This is a genomic window from Stenotrophomonas sp. 17(2023) (assembly GCF_030345315.1).
GTDB classification, from domain to species: Bacteria; Pseudomonadota; Gammaproteobacteria; order Xanthomonadales; family Xanthomonadaceae; genus Stenotrophomonas; species Stenotrophomonas acidaminiphila.
Window position 1 is genome coordinate 2,869,611 of the sequence record NZ_CP128405.1, and the last position, 18,443, is coordinate 2,888,053.

Genomic DNA, 18,443 nt, shown 5'->3' on the forward strand with positions numbered 1-18,443 from the left:
ACCGCATCCTTCCAAGGTACAGAACCGATGAATCCCAACGCCCGCACCGCCCGCGTCCCACGCCGCCCCACGGTCAGAACGCTCGTCAGCGCGATCGGCGCGTTGGCGCTGACCGCCTGCAGCAACATGCCGCCACGCAGCGTCCAGGAACTCCCGCCGACCGAGTACAAGGCGCTGGAACGCAGCGGCAACGCCATCGTCGAGGAATCCAGGAAGCTCGCCAGCCAGCAGGACCGCATGCGCGAACAGGTCGAGCAGCGCCTGCAGCAGCAGGCCGACGCCGTCGCGCCGGTGGCGCCGGCCTACGACCCGCTGGAAAACACCGTGGTCAGCATCAGCATGTTCAACGCCGACGTCGGCCAGCTGCTGTGGGCGCTGGCCGACGAGCTGAAGATGAACCTGATCGTCGACCCGCAGGTGCTGGAGCAGCGCCAGCGCACCAGCCTGCACCTGCGCAACGTCAGCGCACGCGAGGTCTACAACCACATCCTCGACGCGTTCGACCTGCACGGCGAGATCCGCGGCGGCGCGCTGGTGGTGGGGCAGATGCGCGAACGCATCTTCAACGTCGACCTGCTCAACTCCAGCACCTCCTTCGACCTGTCCACCGGCGGCGACGTGTTCGGCGCTGGCATCCAGAGTGCCGGCGGCGGCGGCCAGTCGCTGCGCGGCACGCTCACCATGAGCGGCAGCGTCGGCAAGGACAACGACCCCTACAAGCAGCTGGACGCCGCGATCAAGGTGATCCTGGGCAGCGACGAACAGGCCACCACCGCCGGCGGACCGGATGCGCCGCCGGCGCCGGAAAAGAGCCGCTACAGCCTGGATCCCAGTTCCGGCACGCTGTTCGTCCGCGCCCGCCCGTCGCAGATCCGCGCGGTGGAGGAGCTGGTTGGCCACACCACCAGCAAGATGCGCCGCCAGGTCCTGGTCGAAGCGCAGATCCTGGACGTGTCGCTCAACGACAACTTCCAGTACGGCGTGGACTGGAACCTGCTGCGCAACCGCGTTGCCGGCATCTACGGCGACAGCCCGGCCACCATCGCGCCGATGCCCGGCACGCCCGCCAATCCCGACCTCGGCATCCCGGAAAACCCCAACCTGCTGCCGTACCAGCGCTATGGCCGCTATGGCGACCAGGCCCGCAACATCATCTTCCCCAACCAGACGCTGGGCTCGGTGGCCGGGCGCGGGCTGGGCATCAGCTACCTGACGGACACCTTTTCGGCCGCGCTCAACGCGCTGCGCACCTTCGGCAACGTCAAGGTGCTGTCCAACCCCAGCGTGCGCGTGCGCAACGGCAGCCCGGCCTACCTGAGCGTGGGCTCCAACATCCGCTACGTCACCAAGTCCACCAGCAACTTCTCCAACACCGGTGGCGGCAGCGCCTACAACCAGTCCACCGACATCCAGACCGATTCGCTGTTCTCCGGCGTGGTGATCGGCGTGGCCCCGGTCGTGCACGACAACGGCGGCGTCGAACTGCTGGTGCACCCGATGCAGACCGAGGTGGTGCCCGGCAGCCTGGAACTGCAGAAGTTCCCCAACGGCAACGCCGTCACCCTGCCGGTGGTCAACGTCAAGGGCATCACCACCACGCTCAACCTGCGCGATGGCGACACCGTGCTGCTCGGCGGCCTGATCGACCAGAAAGCCAACCTCAACGACAGCGGCATCCCCGGCCTGTCCGACGTGCCGGCCTTCGGCAAGCTGTTCGGCTCGCGCGCCAAGCAGCAGAGCACCCGCGAACTGGTGCTGGTGCTGCGGGTGAAGGTGATATGAGCCTGATCCACGACGCGCTGCGGGAACAGGACGGGCCGGCGCTGCCGGTGCGCCCGGCGCCCCGCGCGTCCTGGTGGGCACGGCAGTCGCCGCGCGCGCGCGGCACCGCGCTGTTCGCGGCGGCCGGCCTGGGCGGCTTCGTACTGGCCGGTGCGGTGCTGCTTGGGCTCGGCGGGCGCGGTACCAGCGCACCGCCGGCGCACGCCGCCGAGGCGCCCGCCCCGGCACTGCCCGCCACCGCGCCCGTCGTCACGCTTCCCACGACGGCCAGCGCGCCGCCGCCCTCCATGCCGGACGTGATCCGCGCACCCGCCGCGGCGCCGGCAACGGCGAGTGCCGCGGTGCCGCGGCCGGCGCAATCGCCGGATCCCGCGCCGCCCGCCATCGCCGTGCAGGAACCGCCCGTGGCCGACACCCACGCCGCCAGCACGGCGGTTGCTGCTGTGCCGGTCGCCGCCACTCCGGCCCCCGCCCGCACCGCGCCGCAGCCGATGGCCACAGCCAGCGAAGGCACCGCGCCCGCCATCCGCATCGAGGTCGAACGCCGCAACGGCGCGGCACCCGCCGATGGTGGCCGTGACGGCCGCGCGGTGGAACAGGCCGTGGCCGACGTCGAGCGCGCAATGGCCGGCGGCGACCTGGCCAACGCCCGCCAGGCGCTGGCGCGGCTGGATGGCCTGCTGGCGCCCGAAAGCCTGACCCTGCTGCGCATGCAGGCCTGGGTCGCGCACGCCGGCAACGACACCGCACGGGCCGAAACGCTGTACCGCAGGATCGCCGAGCGGGTTCCCGAAGACGTCAATGCCGGCGTCAACATCGCCCTGCTCGACGCCCGCCGCGGCGATGCCGACGCCGCCCGCACGCGGCTGGTGCGGCTGTCCGGGCGCCATCCGCGCTCACCGCAGGTCGCCCGTGCGCTGGCCGAACTGGGCAGCACCGCGCCATGAACCCGGCCCTCGCCCGCCACCTGCAGACGCTGGGACTGGAACGCGCGCCGTTCCCACCCACGCCCGATGCGGCGGCGTGGTTCCAGACCGCACGGCTGGAGACCGAACGGGTCGAAGCGGCGCACTGCCTGCGCACCCGCGCCGGATTCGTGCTGCTGACCGGCGAGATCGGCACCGGCAAGAGCACCTTCCTGCGCCGGCTGCTCGGCGCGCTCGGCGGCGAGGGCATGGTCACCTCGCTGGTGTTCAACACCTTCCTGCAGGGCCCGGACCTGCTGGCCGCGGTGCTGCGCGATTTCGGGCTGGAAGCGCGCGGCACCCCGGCGGCGGACATCGACACGCTCAACCGCTTCCTGGTCAAGCAATGGCGCGCGCAGGTCACCTGCGTGCTGATGATCGACGACGCGCAGAACCTGACCCTGGAAAGCCTGGAGCTGCTGCGCCTGCTCACCAACCTGGAGACTGGCCAGGAGAAGCTGCTGCAGATCGTCCTGGCCGGGCAGCCGGAGCTGCGCGACAACCTGGAGCAACCCGGCATCCGCCAGCTGACCAGCCGCATCTGCAAGCACGTGCAGCTCGACGTCCTGGCCGCCGACGAAGTACAGCGCTACGTGCACTACCGCCTGGATGCGGCCGGCAACCCCAGCCCCGGCATCCGCCTGCGCGCCGATGCCGCGCAGGCGCTGCACCGCGCCAGCGGCGGCAACCCGCGGCGCATCCACCAGATCATGGACCGCTGCCTGTACGGCCTGTACGCGTTGCCGGCGCATGCGCGGGTGATCGATCCGGCACTGGTGCGCACCGCCGCCGCCGAGGCCGGCGCCCGCCCCCTGGCCCGCCGCCTGCGGCGTGCCAGGCCGTCACTGGCGACCGCCGCCTCGCTCACCGGGGCGCTCGCCGCCACCGTGCTTTTCCTGGCCCTGCGCGGCACCGACTCGCGCGCCGAGGACACGCCGCCCACGCCCGTGCCGGCGCAGTCCAGCGGCCCGTCCACCCGTGCCGATGACGCCGACTGGAACGCCTGCCTGCGCCGCCTCGGCCAGGCCGACGTGCAGGTGCAGGCGGTCACCGATACCTGGCTGGCACAGGTGCCCACGCGCGACGGCCTGTGCCTGCGCCAGCTGGCCGGCGGCTGGCAGGCGGGATGGCGCACGCGGCTGCGCGCGGAGGATTTCCTTGCCGCGCAGGACCAGCATGCGCGCGTGCGTGCGGTGCAGGCGCTGCTGCATGCCGAAGGCCTGTACGCCGGCACCCTCGACGGCCTGTACGGGCCGCGGATGCGCGCGGCCATCGCGCACTTCCAGCAACGCAGCGGGCTGCCCGCCAGCGGCGCGCCCGACCCGGCGACCCTGTTCCTGTTCGACACCCTGCTGGCGGCCCCCGCCGCCGCCTCGTCCACTTCCCCGGAAACGCAACACCATGGCAACGGTTGATCCCACCCCCGCCCGCCCCGCGTCCCCGCCCGCCGTCCAGCGGGATGGCACGCGCCTGGGCGAACGCCTGCTCGAACGCGGCCTGATCGACGCCACCCAGCTGCAGTACGCGCTGCAGAAGAACGAGGTCGAGAAGCAGCGCCTTGGGCGGATCCTGATCCGCCACGGCCTGGCCAACGAATCGGACATCGTGCGCGTGCTGGCCGAGATGAACGGCATCGAGTACGTGCAGGTGGACACCCTGGCGCACGCCGACCCGCAGGTGCTGGCGATGTTCAACCGCGAGCTGTGCCAGCTGCGCCAGTTCCTGCCGCTGCGACGTTCCGGCGATGCGCTCGAGGTGCTGCTCGGCGACGCCGACACCCAGGCCGTGGGGCAGCTGGTACTGCAGCGTTGCGGCCTGCGCTGCCGCTTCCTGCAGGGCGAGTACGGCAAGGTCGCGCGGCTGATCCGCCACACCTACTACTTCGCGCAGAACCCGGTCGAGAGCCTGCTCGAGCGCGAGATCAAGCGGCTGTCGACCGACAACGACCATGCCTACAGCCCGGAAAAGCTGCTGGACTACCTGCTGCACTACGCGGTGCGCGAGCGCACCACCGACATCCACCTGGCGCCGTCCGACGACAGCCTGCACGTGCTGTTCCGCGTCGACGGCGTGCTGCGGCCGATGTTCGCCATGCCGCTGACCCTCAACCGCCTGCTCGGCTACATCAAGCTGACCGCGGAAATGGACATCTCCGAACAGCGCCGCCCGCAGGACGGCAGCTTCCGCGCCACGGTGCTGGATTCGGCGGTTACCGTGCGCGTGTCCACCCTGATCACCGATGCCGGCGAGCGCACCGTCATGCGCCTGCTGCCCGAGCACAGCGACCTGGCCGGGCTGGAGGAACTGGGCTTCTTCGCCGAGGACGTGGCGGTGCTCGAGCGCCTGTTCGCGCGCCCGGCCGGGCTGGTGCTGATCACCGGCCCCACCGGCTCGGGCAAGAGCTCCTCGCTGCACGCCGCGCTCAGGATGCAGTCGCTGATCGAGCGCAACGTGCTCACCGTCGAGGACCCGATCGAGTACCGCGTGCCCGGTGCCGGCCAGACCGAGGTGAACCGTCGCGCCGGTTACGAGTTCAGCTCGGCGCTGCGGCATTTCCTGCGCCACGATCCGGACGTGATCCTGCTGGGCGAAATGCGCGACGCCGAAACCGCGCAGGCCGCGCTGGAAGCGGCGGCCACCGGCCACCTGGTGCTCTCGACCCTGCACGTGACCACCGTGTTCGGCGTGGTCCCGCGCCTGCGCCCGCTGGGCCTTGAGGCGCAGGTCATCGCCGACAACCTGCTGGCCGTGGTCAACCAGCGCCTGGTCCGCCAGAACTGTCCGTTCTGCACCCACGACGTGCCCTTCAGCGAACGCGAACTGGAATGGCTGGACCTGCCGCCGGGCAGCTGCGGCAAGCGCGGCGCCGGTTGCGAGCGCTGTCGCGGCAGCGGCTTCCATGGCCGCCTGCCGGTATACGACATCATGCTGGTCGACGAAGCGCTGGCCAACGGCATCGCCGACGACGTCAGCCGCGAGACGCTGCGCAATCTGGCCATGAACGCCGGCTTCCGCAGCATCGAGGACGTCGCCCGGGCGCGCGTCCTCGCCGGCCAGACCACCAGCGAGGAAGTGATGCGCGTGGCCGGCGTGGGGCCGGCGCCATGAACGTCTACTACTACCGCCTGCTGCTCTCAAGCGGCCGCGTGCGTGCCGGCGTCACCCAGCTGTCGGTCGAACACGATTCGTCGGCACGGATGTGGCTGGAAAAAAACTTCGACGCGGTGGTGCTCACCCTGTACCGCTTCCCCGGCTGGCTGGCCGAGGCGCAGCGCACCATCACCCAGCTGGTCAAGCCGAGCATCCGCTCGGTGGAGCTGGCCGGCATGCTGCGCGACCTGGCGGTGATGACCTCCAGCGGCATCCCGATCATGGAATCGCTGCGCGCGGTCGCCAACGAAGTCGGCGGTGGCCGCACCTCCAACGCCGCCAGGCTGGCGCGCCGGCTGCTGGACGAGCTCGATGCCGGCGCCTCGCTCAGCGACGCGGTGTCGCGCTACCCGGACGCGTTCCCGGAGACCGTGCGCAACCTGCTGATGATCGGCGACGAGACCGGCACCATGGACAAGATGCTGATGGAGTCGGCCGACCACATCGAACGCATCTCCAAGATGACCGCCGACACCCGCCAGGCGCTGATCTACCCGGCATTCGTGTTCTCGGCGATCTTCGCCGCCGGCGGCTTCTGGATCTATTACGTCATCCCCAACCTGGCCGACCTGTTCAAGCAGATGAACGCCAAGCTGCCGCCGCTGACCATCGCGGTGATGAAGGGATCGGAATGGCTGATCGGCCACATCGGCTTCATCGCCGTGGCCATGGTGGTGGCGGCCTTCGTGCTGTGGGTGGCCTGGCGCTACAGCCGCGGCTTCCGCCGCGCCGCGCACTACACACTGCACAAGCTGCCCATTGCCAGGACCATCATGTACTCCTCGGGGCTGGCGTTCTTCACCGAGTACATGGCGCTGCTGATCCGGGCCGGCGTGGACATGGTCAGCAGCCTGCAGGTGATGGAACGGGCGATGCGCGACGAGTACTACCGCGACCGCATCATCGCCATCCGCCAGGTGCTCGAGCGCGGCGACCGCGTGTCCGCGGCGATGCGCCAGGTCGGCGGATTCCCTTCGATGATGGTGCGCATGATCGGCGTCGGCGAGGAAACCGGCACGCTCGATTCGCAGTTCGCACGCCTGTCGGCCGAGTACAGCCTGCGCCTGCAGCGCCTGATCACCAATCTCTCCGAAGTCATCAAGCCGGTGGTCGTGCTGCTGGCCGGCGGCATGTTCGTGTTCCTGATCGTCGCCCTGCTGCTGCCCGTCTACGACCTGGTCAAGCAGGCCATCGCTTCCCCGCAGTTCTGAGGATCCCCGTCATGCACCGTCCTACCCGTCCCCTTCCGTCGGCAGCCGGCTTCACCCTGATGGAGATGTCGGTGGTGCTGGTGATCATCGCGCTGATCATCGGCGCGGTCAGCGTCGGCCGCGACGTCTACCGCAGTGCCGAGGCCGAACGCATCGGCAGCGAGTTCGTGCAGGGCTGGATCGTCGCCTACGACCGCTACGTGCAGCAGAGCGGCGTGGTTCCCGGCGACACCCCGGCCAATCCCAGCGGGCGCATCAACGGCCAGCTCGACCGCAACGGCCGCGAGCTGTGCGACGACCCGGGCAACTTCGCCCTGCGCAAGGCCATGCTCGAACGCGGCGTCGCGCTGCCGCAGGGGCGCGCCGAGGGCATGGAGTCGTTCTACGTCTATCGCGACAGCCAGGGCAACCCGCAGCAGCTGCAGGTGTGCTTCGACACCGTCGTCGACTGGTCCGAGCCCACGCCCACCGGCGGCTACCAGCCGCGCGTGCGCAACATCATGGTGCTCAAGGGCCTGACCCCGGAACTGGCCAACCAGCTCGACGCGCGCATCGACGGCCGCATCGACGCCTGCTTCGGCCGCCTGCGCGAACAGGCGCCGATCCCGAAGTACAGCGGCGGCAGCAGCCTGTGCAATGTCGCCGTCGGCAGCAGCACCCCGTCGCAACCGCGGCCGTGGACCGAGGACGACACCCAGACCCGCGACGGCCGCGAGGACGGCCTGGTCAAGGTGATGACCGGCTACCTGCGGATGAACCAGTGAGTCCCGCTTCCGCTCTTTCCCCACGGCCATTCAGGACATCCGTCATGAACCAGCCCATGCGTCTGCCGCCCGCGGCCCCGACCGCCACGCAATCCGGTTTCGGCCTGCTCCAGGTCATGCTGATCCTGCTGCTGGTAGGCAGCGCGCTGGCCGCCGGCGCCATGCTGTGGCAATCCAAGCGCGCGCCGGCACAGGCCGTCGCCCAGGAGCAGGCACTGCGCTGGGCGGACGAGGCCATCGCCGCCTTCGCCGCGGCCAACGCGCGCCTGCCATGCCCGGCCGACACCGCCAACGGCGAGGAAAACTGCGCGTCCGGCAACGCCAAGGGCTGGCTGCCCGCGCGCACCCTGCTCGGCGCATCCGGCAACGGCATGCGCTTCGGCCCGGTGGCCTACATGGTCTATCGCGGCGACGCCGCCGCGCACCTGGACCTCACCGCGCCCGGCAATACCTACCAGCCGCCCCTGACCGATGGCAGCGTCCGCGAGATCATCTCGCGCGACGAGGACGGCAAGGAAACCGGCCGTCGCGGCTTTGTCGCCATCAACGGGCTGGACCTGTGCCGCACGCTGGAGCTGGCGCAGGTGCAGCCGCACGATCCGCTGCGCGCCGGCAGCACCGGCGTGCCCTGGAACGTCGCCTATGGCATCGCCGCCGCCGGCCCGCAGTCGGGCGCGTCGCGCCTGGATGACGCCAACGCGGCCGGTGGCGCGCAGATGGCCGCACCCTGGCAGGAATGGGACGGCGGCTACGACGACCGCGTGCGCGTGCGCACCTTCGATGGCGCCGGGCAGATGCTGGGGTGCCGGCTGCTCGGCGGCACCGCGCCGGCACCGCTGGCCCGCGCCTATGCCACGCCGCTGGGCCTGCCCGGCGCGGCGGCCGCCACCGCCACGCCCTACAACGTCTCGCTGGCCGGCATGGACGTGCTGGCCGCCGCGGTCACCCTGCACGATGCGCTGGGCGAGCTGCAGGCCAGCAACATCGACGCCACCGAGTCGGCGGTGCAGGGGGCGGTCGCGGCGCAGATCTCTGTGATCTTCAAGCTGGTGGCCACCGCCGTCAGCCTGTCCGACAACATCACCACGCTGATCACCTCCTCGGTGTCGCTGGTCCGTTCCATCGTCACCTGCATCGCATCGCTGGGGACCACCTGCGCCGAAGTGCCGGTCAAGACCGCCGCCGTGGTGACCTCCATCGTCGGTCTCGGCACCAAGGGCGTGACCCTGGCGGCCAAGGCCGCCTCGCTGCCGCTGGTCACCGCGGCACTGGCGGCCACGATCAAGGCGCGCGACCTGGCCAGGAAATCGGTCATCCCGCCGGTCAGCAACCCTGAGGAAGCCCGCCGGCAACTGGAATGCACGCTCTGGGCGCGCAACTGCGCCGACGACGAGGGCGTGGTCAAGACCGAGCTCAACCCGGACTGGAAGGACGGCGACGACCCCAAGGACAAGTACCGCATCGTCTACCGGCGCGACGCCAACGGCAACCTGATCCCCAGGCTCGATGCCGATGGCAAGCCCATGCACGACAGCAGCGGCAACCCGCTCTACGAGCCCGAGTACGAAGCCGGCGCCCCGCGCAAGGGCCTGGAACAGGAAACCGACGAAGCCAGGAAGAACTGGGAAACCCTGCAGGTGCAGGTGGATGCGCTGGAAGCGTGGCGGCTGGCGCCGTGGGGCGTGGGCGTGGCCACCAATGGCGACCTGAGCGAGAACGGCCGCATCGTCGAGCGCATCGACGTGGAGGCCACGCGCCTGCAGATCTGCAGCGGCGACTGGAAGAACTGCCGCTACGGCAAGGCCCAGGTCCGCGTGGAGTGCCGCTACGTCGGCGCCAATGCCGGCGAGTACGTGCTCAATGGCGGCACGTGCACCCATGTCGGCACCGAGACCGTCACCGAGCCGGACCCGAACGACGCCACCAAGACCATCACCGTCACCCGCCCCAGGGGCGACCGCGACCGGGTGGAAGTCACCGACTACGTCTACAACCAGGACCAGGCGGTGACCGACGCCATCGCCCTGCGCAACCTGGCCCAGGACTGGTCCAGCCTGCGCATGCGCAAGGAGGAGCTGGACAAGGAGATCAAGCTGCGCGAGGACAACTTCAACAGCTGGTTCAACGGCGGCAACTCCATCCTGTCGAAGATGAAGGCGCAGCGTGACGACAGCCAGCATTGCGGCGCCAGCCCGGCGACCGCCATGACCCGGCAGAAGTGCGAGAACGCCCAGCTCACGGTGCTGTACATCGAGACCTGCCAGAAGCCCGAGCCGGTACGCGAGTGCAAGGCGGTCAGCCCCGGCACCGGCCGCTACCGGGACGCGGCGTGCACCGACCGCAGCGGCAGCGATGCCGAAAAGAACTACGGCTGGGTCGAAACCCTGTCGCCGCCGCCCTATCCGCGCGACCCCACGCCGGATGCGGTCTGCAAGCCCAACATGCAGGACCGGATCAACGAGCTCAAGGCCGAACAGTCCGGGTTGCAGCAGGGCATGGACAATGCGCGCGACGCCTACAACGGGCGGATCAACCGCAAGGAAGCGCCGTGGCTGACGTACCCCACCAGCGCCAGCTACAACTGGTTCCAGTGGGCCATCGAGATCACCCGCGACAAGGACGACAACCCGGTCAGCTATGCCTGGAAGCAGTCGCCGATCGTCGAGACCTACACCTATTCCTGCAAGAAGTCCGAGAACCACCCGATCTGGGTGCCCGGCGACGCCAACGCCACTCCGCCGACCGCCGGCTACTGGCAGGACAACTGGGTGGAAGTGGACAGCACCTGCACCGCCAACCGCCGGCTGCCGTTCTACGCGCCCGAGCCCTACGCCGGCAGCCGCCCGCCGCTGCTGATCACCAGCCCGGCCAATGTCCCGCTGTTCGGGACACTGCAGCTGTACGAACTGCTCCCGGAAAAAGCCTGCGCGTATTTCACCAGCCGGCAGTGGAACGGCAGCCAGTGGTGGTGGCCCGGCAGTACCGCCTGGGGCGACACCTACAAGATGGGCCTGTACTGCCAGCGCTACCCCTACAGCCGCGCCTTCGAGGACTGGAAGCGCGCCAAGCTCGGCGCCAGCAATGCCAAGAAGCACTACGAGGACCTCAAGGCCCAGTACGAGAAGCTGAAGCAGGAGTACGAGGATATGCGCAGCGGCAGCGTCAGTGGCGGCGACGAGATCCCCATGGCGTTCGGCGCCGAACCGGCGCTGGAATGGGCCGATTCGCGTGGCTCGGCCGGCCCGCAGCCGCTGGTGCGGCCATGAGGCGCGTTCCGCGCCGCGCGGCCGCCGCCGGCTTCACCCTGGTGGAGCTGGCCGTGGCCCTGGCCATCGCCGCACTGCTGACCGTCCTGCTGTTCACCCTGTTGCCGCTCGGCAACAAGGTGCTCGATGCCGAACGCCAGCAGCAGGAACTGGCACAGGCCGAACAGGCGCTGCTGGGCTACATGCGCAGCACCGGCCACCTGCCCTCGGCCGACGGCGACGGCAACGGCCGCGCCACCGGCGCCGCCGAAGGCTGGCTGCCGGTGGCCGAACTCGGGCTGCCGGCGCGCATGCGCATCCATTACCAGGTGCAGCCGCGGCTGGCGCTGCCTCCCGGCAATGCGTTCGACCCGCTGCTGCCGCCGGGCGACCCGCTGGCGGTCACCGGCAACAACAATGGCCTGGACCTGTGCATGCAGTTGCTGCTGGAACAGCGCAGCAACACGCCGATGGCCGGGCTGGGCATGCCGGTGGCCTATTACCTGGGCCACTCCGGCATGGCCGGGCATGGGCGCGCCGACGCCGACGCACAATGGAAGCCGGCGGCGCAGGCCATGCCGGGCGCCCCCTCCGACACCGACCTGGCCACGCTCGCCGCCGGCCCGGGTGAACTGGCCAGCCGCCTGTCCTGCACCGATCGCCTGGCCCGTGCCCAGGGCAGCGCTCAGGCCGCGCAATCGGCCTGGAGTTCGCTGGAACTGACCCGCTTCAACTTCGAGTTCCGCGAGTTCGACATCCACATCGCCGAAACCACCCGCGACCAGGCCGCCGTCAGCCTGGCGCTGGCGGTCTATGCCATGGCCGAGTCGATCACCAACGAGGCCATCGCCCTCACCCTGCTGGCCTCGGGCTGGCCGCCGGACGGCCTGACCATGGCCGCCGGCGCCAAGCAGCTGGCCAAATCGGTGGTGTCCATGGCCATGGCGGCCAAGAGCCTGGCCAGCGCGGCCATCGCCCTGAAGGACGCCCAGGACGCAGTCGAGGACGCCAAAACCCGGCGCGACCAGGTCAGGAACTTCATGAACCGGGTCGACACGCTCTACCAGGACGCCCGCGACACCGCCCTCACCCTGGATCGCCCAGGACTGAACCCATGATGCCCACTTCCGCCCCCTTCGCCCGCGCGCGCCAGCGCGGCTTCTCGCTGATCGAACTGACCGTGGCCCTGGTGATCCTCGGCATCATCGGCGTCCTGCTCACGCGCTGGCTGAGCGACACCGCGCATGAGCGCAGCCAGGTGGCGCAGCGCGACCTGCTGCAGCGCGCCGACGACGCGGTGATGGGCTACGCCACCATCCACGCGCGCCTGCCCTGCCCGGCCAGCCCGCTCAGCGACGGCCGCGAGGACTGCGCCCAGGGCGAAGTCGGCACCCTGCCCTGGCGCACGCTGAGCCTGCCCGACACCCGCGCCGGCAACATCCGCTACGGCGTACTGCGCCGCAGCGGCGACAGCGCGTCGCTGGCCGGCTGGAGCACTGCCGCACAGCGCGTGGCCGACGTCGATACCGCCCTGCCCGCCGACCTGGCCCAGGTGGCGGACCAGGCCGTTCCGCTGCAGGTGACCATCAACGCGCCGCGGTTCGTGCCCTTCAGCAAGATCCAGCCGTGGGACAACTGCAGCGTCGTCGATTGCGCCAACCTGCCGCACAGCGGCCTCAACAGCCTGAACAGCATGGATTTCTGCGATGCCCTGCGCAACGCGGCGATGCTGCCGGCCAGCATGGAACACGTGCATACCCGGCGCGAGCAGGCGCCGGCGCAGATCGCCGGCAACGTCGCCTATGCCCTGGCCGTGGTCAATCCGCTTGCCCCGGCGCACGACGCCACCTCGCCGGTGTTCCAGTCGCCGCGCCGCCCCGGCGGCGGCACCGACAACTACCAGGACAAGGTGCTGGCGGTGGGCATCGACCAGTTGTGGGGCCGCCTGCGCTGCGGCGAGCACTACGCCCCGGCGCTGTACGCACACGCCAATGTGGCGATGGCCGCGCGCCTGACCACGCCGGCCATGGTCAACCACGAGGTCCAGCTGGACATCATGGTCGAGCTGGGCGTGGCCGAAGCCATGAACGCCTCGGTGGCGCTCATCGACGCGACCGCCGACCTGATCAACACCACCTCCGAGACCCTGGACACCATCGCCGAGATGTTCGAGACCTATGGCGGCTGGAACTGGCGCGTCGCCGTTGCCGGCGGCAGCATCGGCACCGCCGTGGGCAGCACCATCGCCGCCGGTGCGGCGCTGGCCGCGGCAGGCACCTACGCCGCCACGTCGCGGCAGTACCGCGACCAGTTCGCCGCCCGTTTCCCCGACGAGGCCAGGCGCCTGGAAGTGGAGATCGTCAGCAATGCGCGGCGCGCCGACATGCTCGGCGGATTCCCCGACGACACCGTGCGCACCGCCGCGAAGAACCTCCAGTACACCGGCCCCTGAGCGCAGCGCGGCGGCCACCGCGACGACACGGGCGGTGGCCCGCTGCAGCCCCCGCCGCCTTGCTGCCTCAGCCGCTTGCGCATCGCCGCGCGCGGCAACGGCCCGGAACGAAGAAGCCGCCATCGGTCGGCGATGGCGGCTTCATGGTGCAAGGCAAATGGCGCTGTCCTGACTAGCGGTACGCCGGCGCCTGGGTCACGCGCGCATCGCCTTGTCCAGCCATGCCGCGTGCGCCAGCCGGGTGCGGCCATAGCCGCGCGGGGAGGCCGCGTGCGCGTGCCGCTGCGCGATCTCCAGGGCCAGGGTGTGGGTCGCCGTCTGCGGTTTCACCGCCAGCTCCTGTTCCAGGCCGCGGGCCAGGGTCTGGTAGCAGTGCAGCGCCATGTCCGGCTCGCCGCGCTGCGCGTACAGGCGCATCAGGCTGCGCTGCTGCGATTCGTTCCAGGGATCGAGCATCACGTGGCGGCGGCACAGGTTCACAGCGACGTCCAGGTCCTGGCAGGCGGCCGCGTCCTCGCGTGCCCGCTCCAGTGCCTTGAGCAGGCGCTGCAGGGCCCAGGCCCTTGCACCCGGCAGCCATTCGCAGAATTCGTCGCAGTGCTCCAGGGCAACACCTTCGAGCAGTTCGCCGGCATCCTCCAGCCACTCGCGCGCGCGGTTGCCGATGCCCTGCACCGGTTCCAGCAGATCGATGTCGAACAACCCCTGCGACGCCTCCGGGCACAGGTGCACGTTCTCGCGGTCGATCAGCAGCACGCCTTCACCCGCGGCCGCGACGATCACCCGGTTCAGGTCGGCCAGCACCTGGCGCAGGTTGGTCAGCGCCGCCCCCTGCTCCAGGTCGGGCCACAGCATCGCCGCGATCCGGCTGCGACGATGGATACGCGGGCGCTCGATCGCCAGATAGGCCAGCAGTGCCCAGCCCTTGCGGTAGGCAAGGCGCCCGGCATCGCCGATGCGGCATTGCCCGAGCAGGCGGATCAGCGGCTGTGCGTCACCCGGCCATGCGCTCATGGCAGTGTTCCCCGGGTGCGGTTCGATGGACACAGGTTTCCACTCCCCGTACGGCAGGCGAGAAGGCGGTTCATGTGGTTCCCCAGCTTTCGGATTGGCGACCCGCTGTTTTTCCGGGCCTCACTTACAAAACCGTGAAAAGCGTCCACTTCCTATCACTCGCTTTCGCTCGCTGTCGGCACCGATGGGCGGACGCGATGGCGCCCGCGTGCGGATCCACCGCCGTGCAGACCGGACCGGCAACGGCCCCCACGCGAGCGCACGACCCGACAGCCCGTACCCGCGCAGCGGTGCCCGATCCGCGCAAGCGGCCCGCTGGCGGCGGCGTCGCGCATCGCCGGCAAACAACTTTCATCGGCAACCATGCCGCCGCGACAACCGTTTGCGGCGATCGCGGCCGGACACGCGATCAAGATTGGCCGACCTGCTTGACAACACGGAAAGTGGCGTGGTTATCTCGAGCCATGCTGCAACGCCACACCACCGCCAACCCGACCCGCACCCCGGCCACCGCCGCGGCGTCGCTGCTCGTACTCGTGCTTATTACCGAGCCCACAGGTGCGGGACGAGCTGGCGCGTAGCAGAAAAAGCCAGATTCGATCAAAGACCCCGCGCCGACCCCGGTGCGGGGTTTTTCGTTTCCAGCATCCATTTCAACTGAAACCATGTTCACCACCGATACCGCCACGCACAAACACAGCACCCGCGACGCCATGCGCGCCGCTGCGGCGTGCATGGCCCTGATCCCTCCCCCGGCGGCCGCCGCGTCCTGACGCGACGGCCGTTTTCTTTTGCGCTCCCTCTATCACTGCAAGGAACCGAGTCCCATGAGCTCCAACGAACTGCCCCAGATCAAGATCGCCGTCATCGGTTACGGCAGCCAAGGCCGCGCCCATGCCCTGAACCTGCGTGAATCGGGCTTCGACGTAACCGTGGGCCTGCGCCCGGGCGGCCCGACCGAAGCCAAGGCCCAGGCCGACGGCTTTGCGGTCAGGACCCCGGCCGAGGCGGTCAAGGACGCCGACCTGGTCGCCGTGCTGACCCCGGACATGGTGCAGAAGAAGCTCTACGAGGACGTGCTGGCGCCGAACATGAAGCAGGGCGCCTGCCTGCTGTTCGCCCATGGCCTGAACGTGCACTACGGCATGATCGCCCCGCGCGAGGACCTGGACGTGGTGCTGGTGGCCCCCAAGGGCCCGGGCGCGCTGGTGCGCCGCGAGTACGAGATCGGCCGCGGCGTGCCGTGCATCTACGCCGTCTACCAGGACAGGAGCGGCAAGGCCGAGCAGTTCGCGCTGGCCTATGCGGCCGGCCTGGGCGGCGCCCGCGCCAACATCATCAAGACCACCTTCAAGGAAGAGACCGAGACCGACCTGTTCGGCGAGCAGGCGGTGCTGTGCGGCGGCGCCTCGGCGCTGGTGCAGGCCGGCTTCGAGACCCTGGTCGAAGCCGGTTACCAGCCGGAGATCGCCTACTACGAAGTGCTGCACGAGCTGAAGCTGATCGTCGACCTGTTCTACGAAGGCGGCATCACCCGGATGCTCGAATTCGTCTCCGAGACCGCGCAGTACGGCGACTACGTCAGCGGCCCGCGGGTGATCGACGCCAGCACCAAGGCACGCATGAAGGACGTGCTCACCGACATCCAGAACGGCACCTTCACCAAGAACTGGGTGGCCGAGTACGAAGCCGGGCTGCCGAACTACAACCGGTTCAAGCAGGCCGACCTGGAGCACCCGATCGAGAAGGTCGGCAAGGAACTGCGCGCCAAGATGGTCTGGCTGCAGGCGCAGAACGCGTAACCGCGCGGTCCCCCACCCGCACAGAGCAAAGGTCAAGGTCGCTGCATGAACACTCCCGCCCACGGCGCGCCACGCAATGGCGCACGCTGGTTGACGCAGGCCCTGGAGGCCGAAGGCGTGCAGACGCTGTTCGGCTACCCGGGCGGCACCATCATGCCGTTCTACGACGCATTGGTGGATTCCACCCTCAAGCACATCCTGGTGCGCCATGAGCAGGGCGCGGCGCTGGCCGCCAACGGTTATGCCCGCGCCAGCGGCAAGGTCGGCGTGTGCGTGGCCACTTCCGGCCCCGGCGCCTCCAACCTGGTCACCGGCATCGCCGACGCGATGCTCGACTCGGTACCGATGGTGTGCCTGACCGGACAGGTCGGCACGCCGCTGCTGGGCACCGATGCGTTCCAGGAGCTGGACGTGTTCGGCATGACCCTGCCCATCGTCAAGCACAGCTGGCTGGTGCGCCGCGTCGACGACCTGCCGCAGGTGGTGGCCGAGGCGTTCCGCGTGGCCCGCGAGGGCCGCCCGGGCCCGGTGCTGATCGACCTGCCCAAGGACGTGCAGCTGGCCGACGCCTCGCACCTGCCCGAGCACGTGCCGGCCACGGTCGACCCGGTGCCGGCGCCGGACGCGCAGCGCCTGGCCGCGGCGCTGGAGATGATCGCCGCCGCCGACAAGCCGGTGGTCTACGGCGGCGGCGGCATCGCCCTGGGCGGCGCGGTGGAGGATTTCCGCCGGTTCGTCGAGGCCTCCGGCATCCCCACCGTGCTGACCCTGCGCGGGCTGGGCGCGCTGCCGGCCAACCACCCGCAGTACCTGGGCATGCTGGGCATGCACGGCACCCGCGCCGCCAACATGGCGGTGCAGGAATCGGACCTGCTGATCGTGGTCGGCGCCCGCTTCGACGACCGCGCCACCGGCAAGCTGGCCGAGTTCGCGCCGTTCGCGCGCGTCATCCACCTGGATGCCGACGCCTACGAGATCGACAAGCTGCGCGGCGCCGACATTGCCCTGCCCGGCGACCTCAAGGCCGGCCTGCGCGCCTTGTCCGGCATCCGCGGCAACTGCAACGGCTGGCGCGCACGCTGCGCCGCCAACCGCGAGAAGTTCGCCGCGCGCTACGACGCCCCCGGCCAGGACATCTACGCCCCGGCGCTGCTCAAGCGGCTGAGCGAGATCGCGCCGCCGGACACCGTCATCGCCTGCGACGTCGGCCAGCACCAGATGTGGGTGGCCCAGCACTGCCGCTTCAACCACCCGCGCAACCACCTGACCTCCGGCGCACTGGGCACCATGGGCTTCGGCCTGCCGGCGGCGATGGGCGCGCAGTTCGCCTGCCCGGACCGCACCGTGGTGCTGGTCTCCGGCGACGGCAGTTTCATGATGAACGTGCAGGAGCTGGCGACCATCGCCCGCTGCCGCCTGCCGGTGAAGATCGTGCTGCTGGACAACGCCTCGCTGGGCATGGTGCGGCAGTGGCAGGAACTGTTCTTCGCCGAGCGCTACAGCGAGATCGACCTGTCCGACAACCCGGACTTCGCCGCGCTGGCGCAGGTGTTCGGCATCCCGGCCACGCGCATCACCCAGCGCGCCGACGTCGAGGACGCGCTGGCCGCGCTGCTCGACACTCCCGGCCCGGCGCTGCTGCACGTGGCCATCGACGCGCGCGCCAACGTGTGGCCATTGGTGCCGCCCAACAACGCCAACAGCACCATGCTGGAAAGCAACCCCGCCCATGCCAAGGCAACGCAGGAGAGTTCCAATGCAATACCGGCTTGACCTGGTGCTGACCCCCGCCGAAGGCGCGCTGCTGCGCGTTCTGGGCATGGTCGAGCGCCGGGGCTTCGCGCCCTGCAACATCGCCGGCAGCCGCCAGCCCGCCGACGCCGGCCGCTGGCACGTGCAGCTGGAAGTCAGCGGCGAGCGCCCGCCGGAGACCCTGTGCCGGCAGCTGGAAAAGGTCTACGACTGCGAATCGGTGCGGATCGTGCCGCTGGAACCTGCCGGAGTGGCGGCATGAATCCCGACGTAGGCGACGTACGGCGCACTCCCTGTCCCGCCCGG

14 protein-coding genes are annotated in these 18,443 nt (G+C 70.1%); 12 read left to right on the forward strand and 2 right to left on the reverse strand.

The window, feature by feature from the left end:
- Window positions 1-27 precede the first annotated feature (27 nt).
- Genes mshL through QQA12_RS12990 form a run of 9 tightly spaced genes read left to right on the forward strand, consistent with a single transcriptional unit; the run spans window position 28 to window position 13,569 of the window.
- Entirely contained in the window at window positions 28-1,782 is a 1,755-nt protein-coding gene (gene mshL / locus QQA12_RS12950) for a pilus (MSHA type) biogenesis protein MshL (RefSeq protein WP_082394131.1), read from the forward strand.
- Entirely contained in the window at window positions 1,779-2,729 is a 951-nt protein-coding gene (locus tag QQA12_RS12955; protein ID WP_226049515.1) for a tetratricopeptide repeat protein, read from the forward strand. The genes mshL and QQA12_RS12955 overlap by 4 nt, the downstream gene beginning before the upstream one ends.
- Window positions 2,726-4,162 carry an AAA family ATPase gene (locus QQA12_RS12960; protein WP_226049516.1) on the forward strand — a complete coding sequence of 479 codons (1,437 nt, stop codon included), beginning with the start codon at window positions 2,726-2,728 and terminating at the stop codon, window positions 4,160-4,162. The genes QQA12_RS12955 and QQA12_RS12960 overlap by 4 nt, the downstream gene beginning before the upstream one ends.
- Window positions 4,149-5,855 carry a GspE/PulE family protein gene (locus tag QQA12_RS12965; RefSeq protein WP_198421472.1) on the forward strand — a complete coding sequence of 569 codons (1,707 nt, stop codon included), beginning with the start codon at window positions 4,149-4,151 and terminating at the stop codon, window positions 5,853-5,855. Before QQA12_RS12960 ends, QQA12_RS12965 begins: the two co-directional genes overlap by 14 nt.
- Window positions 5,852-7,108, forward strand: a complete 1,257-nt coding sequence (locus QQA12_RS12970; protein WP_226049517.1) for a type II secretion system F family protein — start codon at window positions 5,852-5,854, stop codon at window positions 7,106-7,108. The genes QQA12_RS12965 and QQA12_RS12970 overlap by 4 nt, the downstream gene beginning before the upstream one ends.
- 11 nt (window positions 7,109-7,119) lie before the next feature.
- Complete coding sequence (locus QQA12_RS12975) at window positions 7,120-7,872, forward strand: prepilin-type N-terminal cleavage/methylation domain-containing protein (RefSeq protein WP_226049518.1); 753 nt, start codon at window positions 7,120-7,122, stop codon at window positions 7,870-7,872.
- 56 nt (window positions 7,873-7,928) lie between these two features.
- A complete protein-coding gene (locus QQA12_RS12980) occupies window positions 7,929-11,138 on the forward strand; it encodes a hypothetical protein (RefSeq protein ID WP_226049519.1) in 3,210 nt (1,069 codons plus the stop codon).
- Entirely contained in the window at window positions 11,135-12,235 is a 1,101-nt protein-coding gene (locus QQA12_RS12985; RefSeq protein ID WP_226049520.1) for a prepilin-type N-terminal cleavage/methylation domain-containing protein, read from the forward strand. Before QQA12_RS12980 ends, QQA12_RS12985 begins: the two co-directional genes overlap by 4 nt.
- A complete protein-coding gene (locus QQA12_RS12990) occupies window positions 12,235-13,569 on the forward strand; it encodes a type II secretion system protein (RefSeq protein ID WP_233324916.1) in 1,335 nt (444 codons plus the stop codon). The genes QQA12_RS12985 and QQA12_RS12990 overlap by 1 nt, the downstream gene beginning before the upstream one ends.
- 195 nt (window positions 13,570-13,764) lie before the next feature.
- On the opposite strand, the gene QQA12_RS12995 is transcribed toward QQA12_RS12990, so the two are convergent.
- Both QQA12_RS12995 and QQA12_RS13000 read right to left on the reverse strand, forming a co-directional pair.
- Window positions 13,765-14,583: a BTAD domain-containing putative transcriptional regulator gene (locus tag QQA12_RS12995; protein ID WP_226049522.1), complete on the reverse strand. Its 819-nt coding sequence runs from the start codon at window positions 14,581-14,583 to the stop codon at window positions 13,765-13,767.
- Between the two features lie 409 nt (window positions 14,584-14,992).
- Window positions 14,993-15,319 carry a hypothetical protein gene (locus QQA12_RS13000; RefSeq protein ID WP_226049523.1) on the reverse strand — a complete coding sequence of 109 codons (327 nt, stop codon included), beginning with the start codon at window positions 15,317-15,319 and terminating at the stop codon, window positions 14,993-14,995.
- Between the two features lie 91 nt (window positions 15,320-15,410).
- Here QQA12_RS13000 and ilvC point away from each other — a divergent pair, with 91 nt between their 5' ends.
- Genes ilvC through QQA12_RS13015 form a run of 3 tightly spaced genes read left to right on the forward strand, consistent with a single transcriptional unit; the run spans window position 15,411 to window position 18,399 of the window.
- Window positions 15,411-16,385 (forward strand): ketol-acid reductoisomerase, encoded by a 975-nt coding sequence (ilvC, locus tag QQA12_RS13005; protein WP_054667475.1) that lies wholly within the window; start codon window positions 15,411-15,413, stop codon window positions 16,383-16,385.
- Window positions 16,386-16,430: 45 nt separating this feature from the next.
- Window positions 16,431-18,158 (forward strand): acetolactate synthase 2 catalytic subunit, encoded by a 1,728-nt coding sequence (gene ilvG, locus QQA12_RS13010; RefSeq protein WP_226049524.1) that lies wholly within the window; start codon window positions 16,431-16,433, stop codon window positions 18,156-18,158.
- Window positions 18,142-18,399, forward strand: a complete 258-nt coding sequence (locus QQA12_RS13015) for an ACT domain-containing protein (protein ID WP_054667479.1) — start codon at window positions 18,142-18,144, stop codon at window positions 18,397-18,399. Before ilvG ends, QQA12_RS13015 begins: the two co-directional genes overlap by 17 nt.
- The last annotated feature ends 44 nt before the right edge of the window (window positions 18,400-18,443 follow it).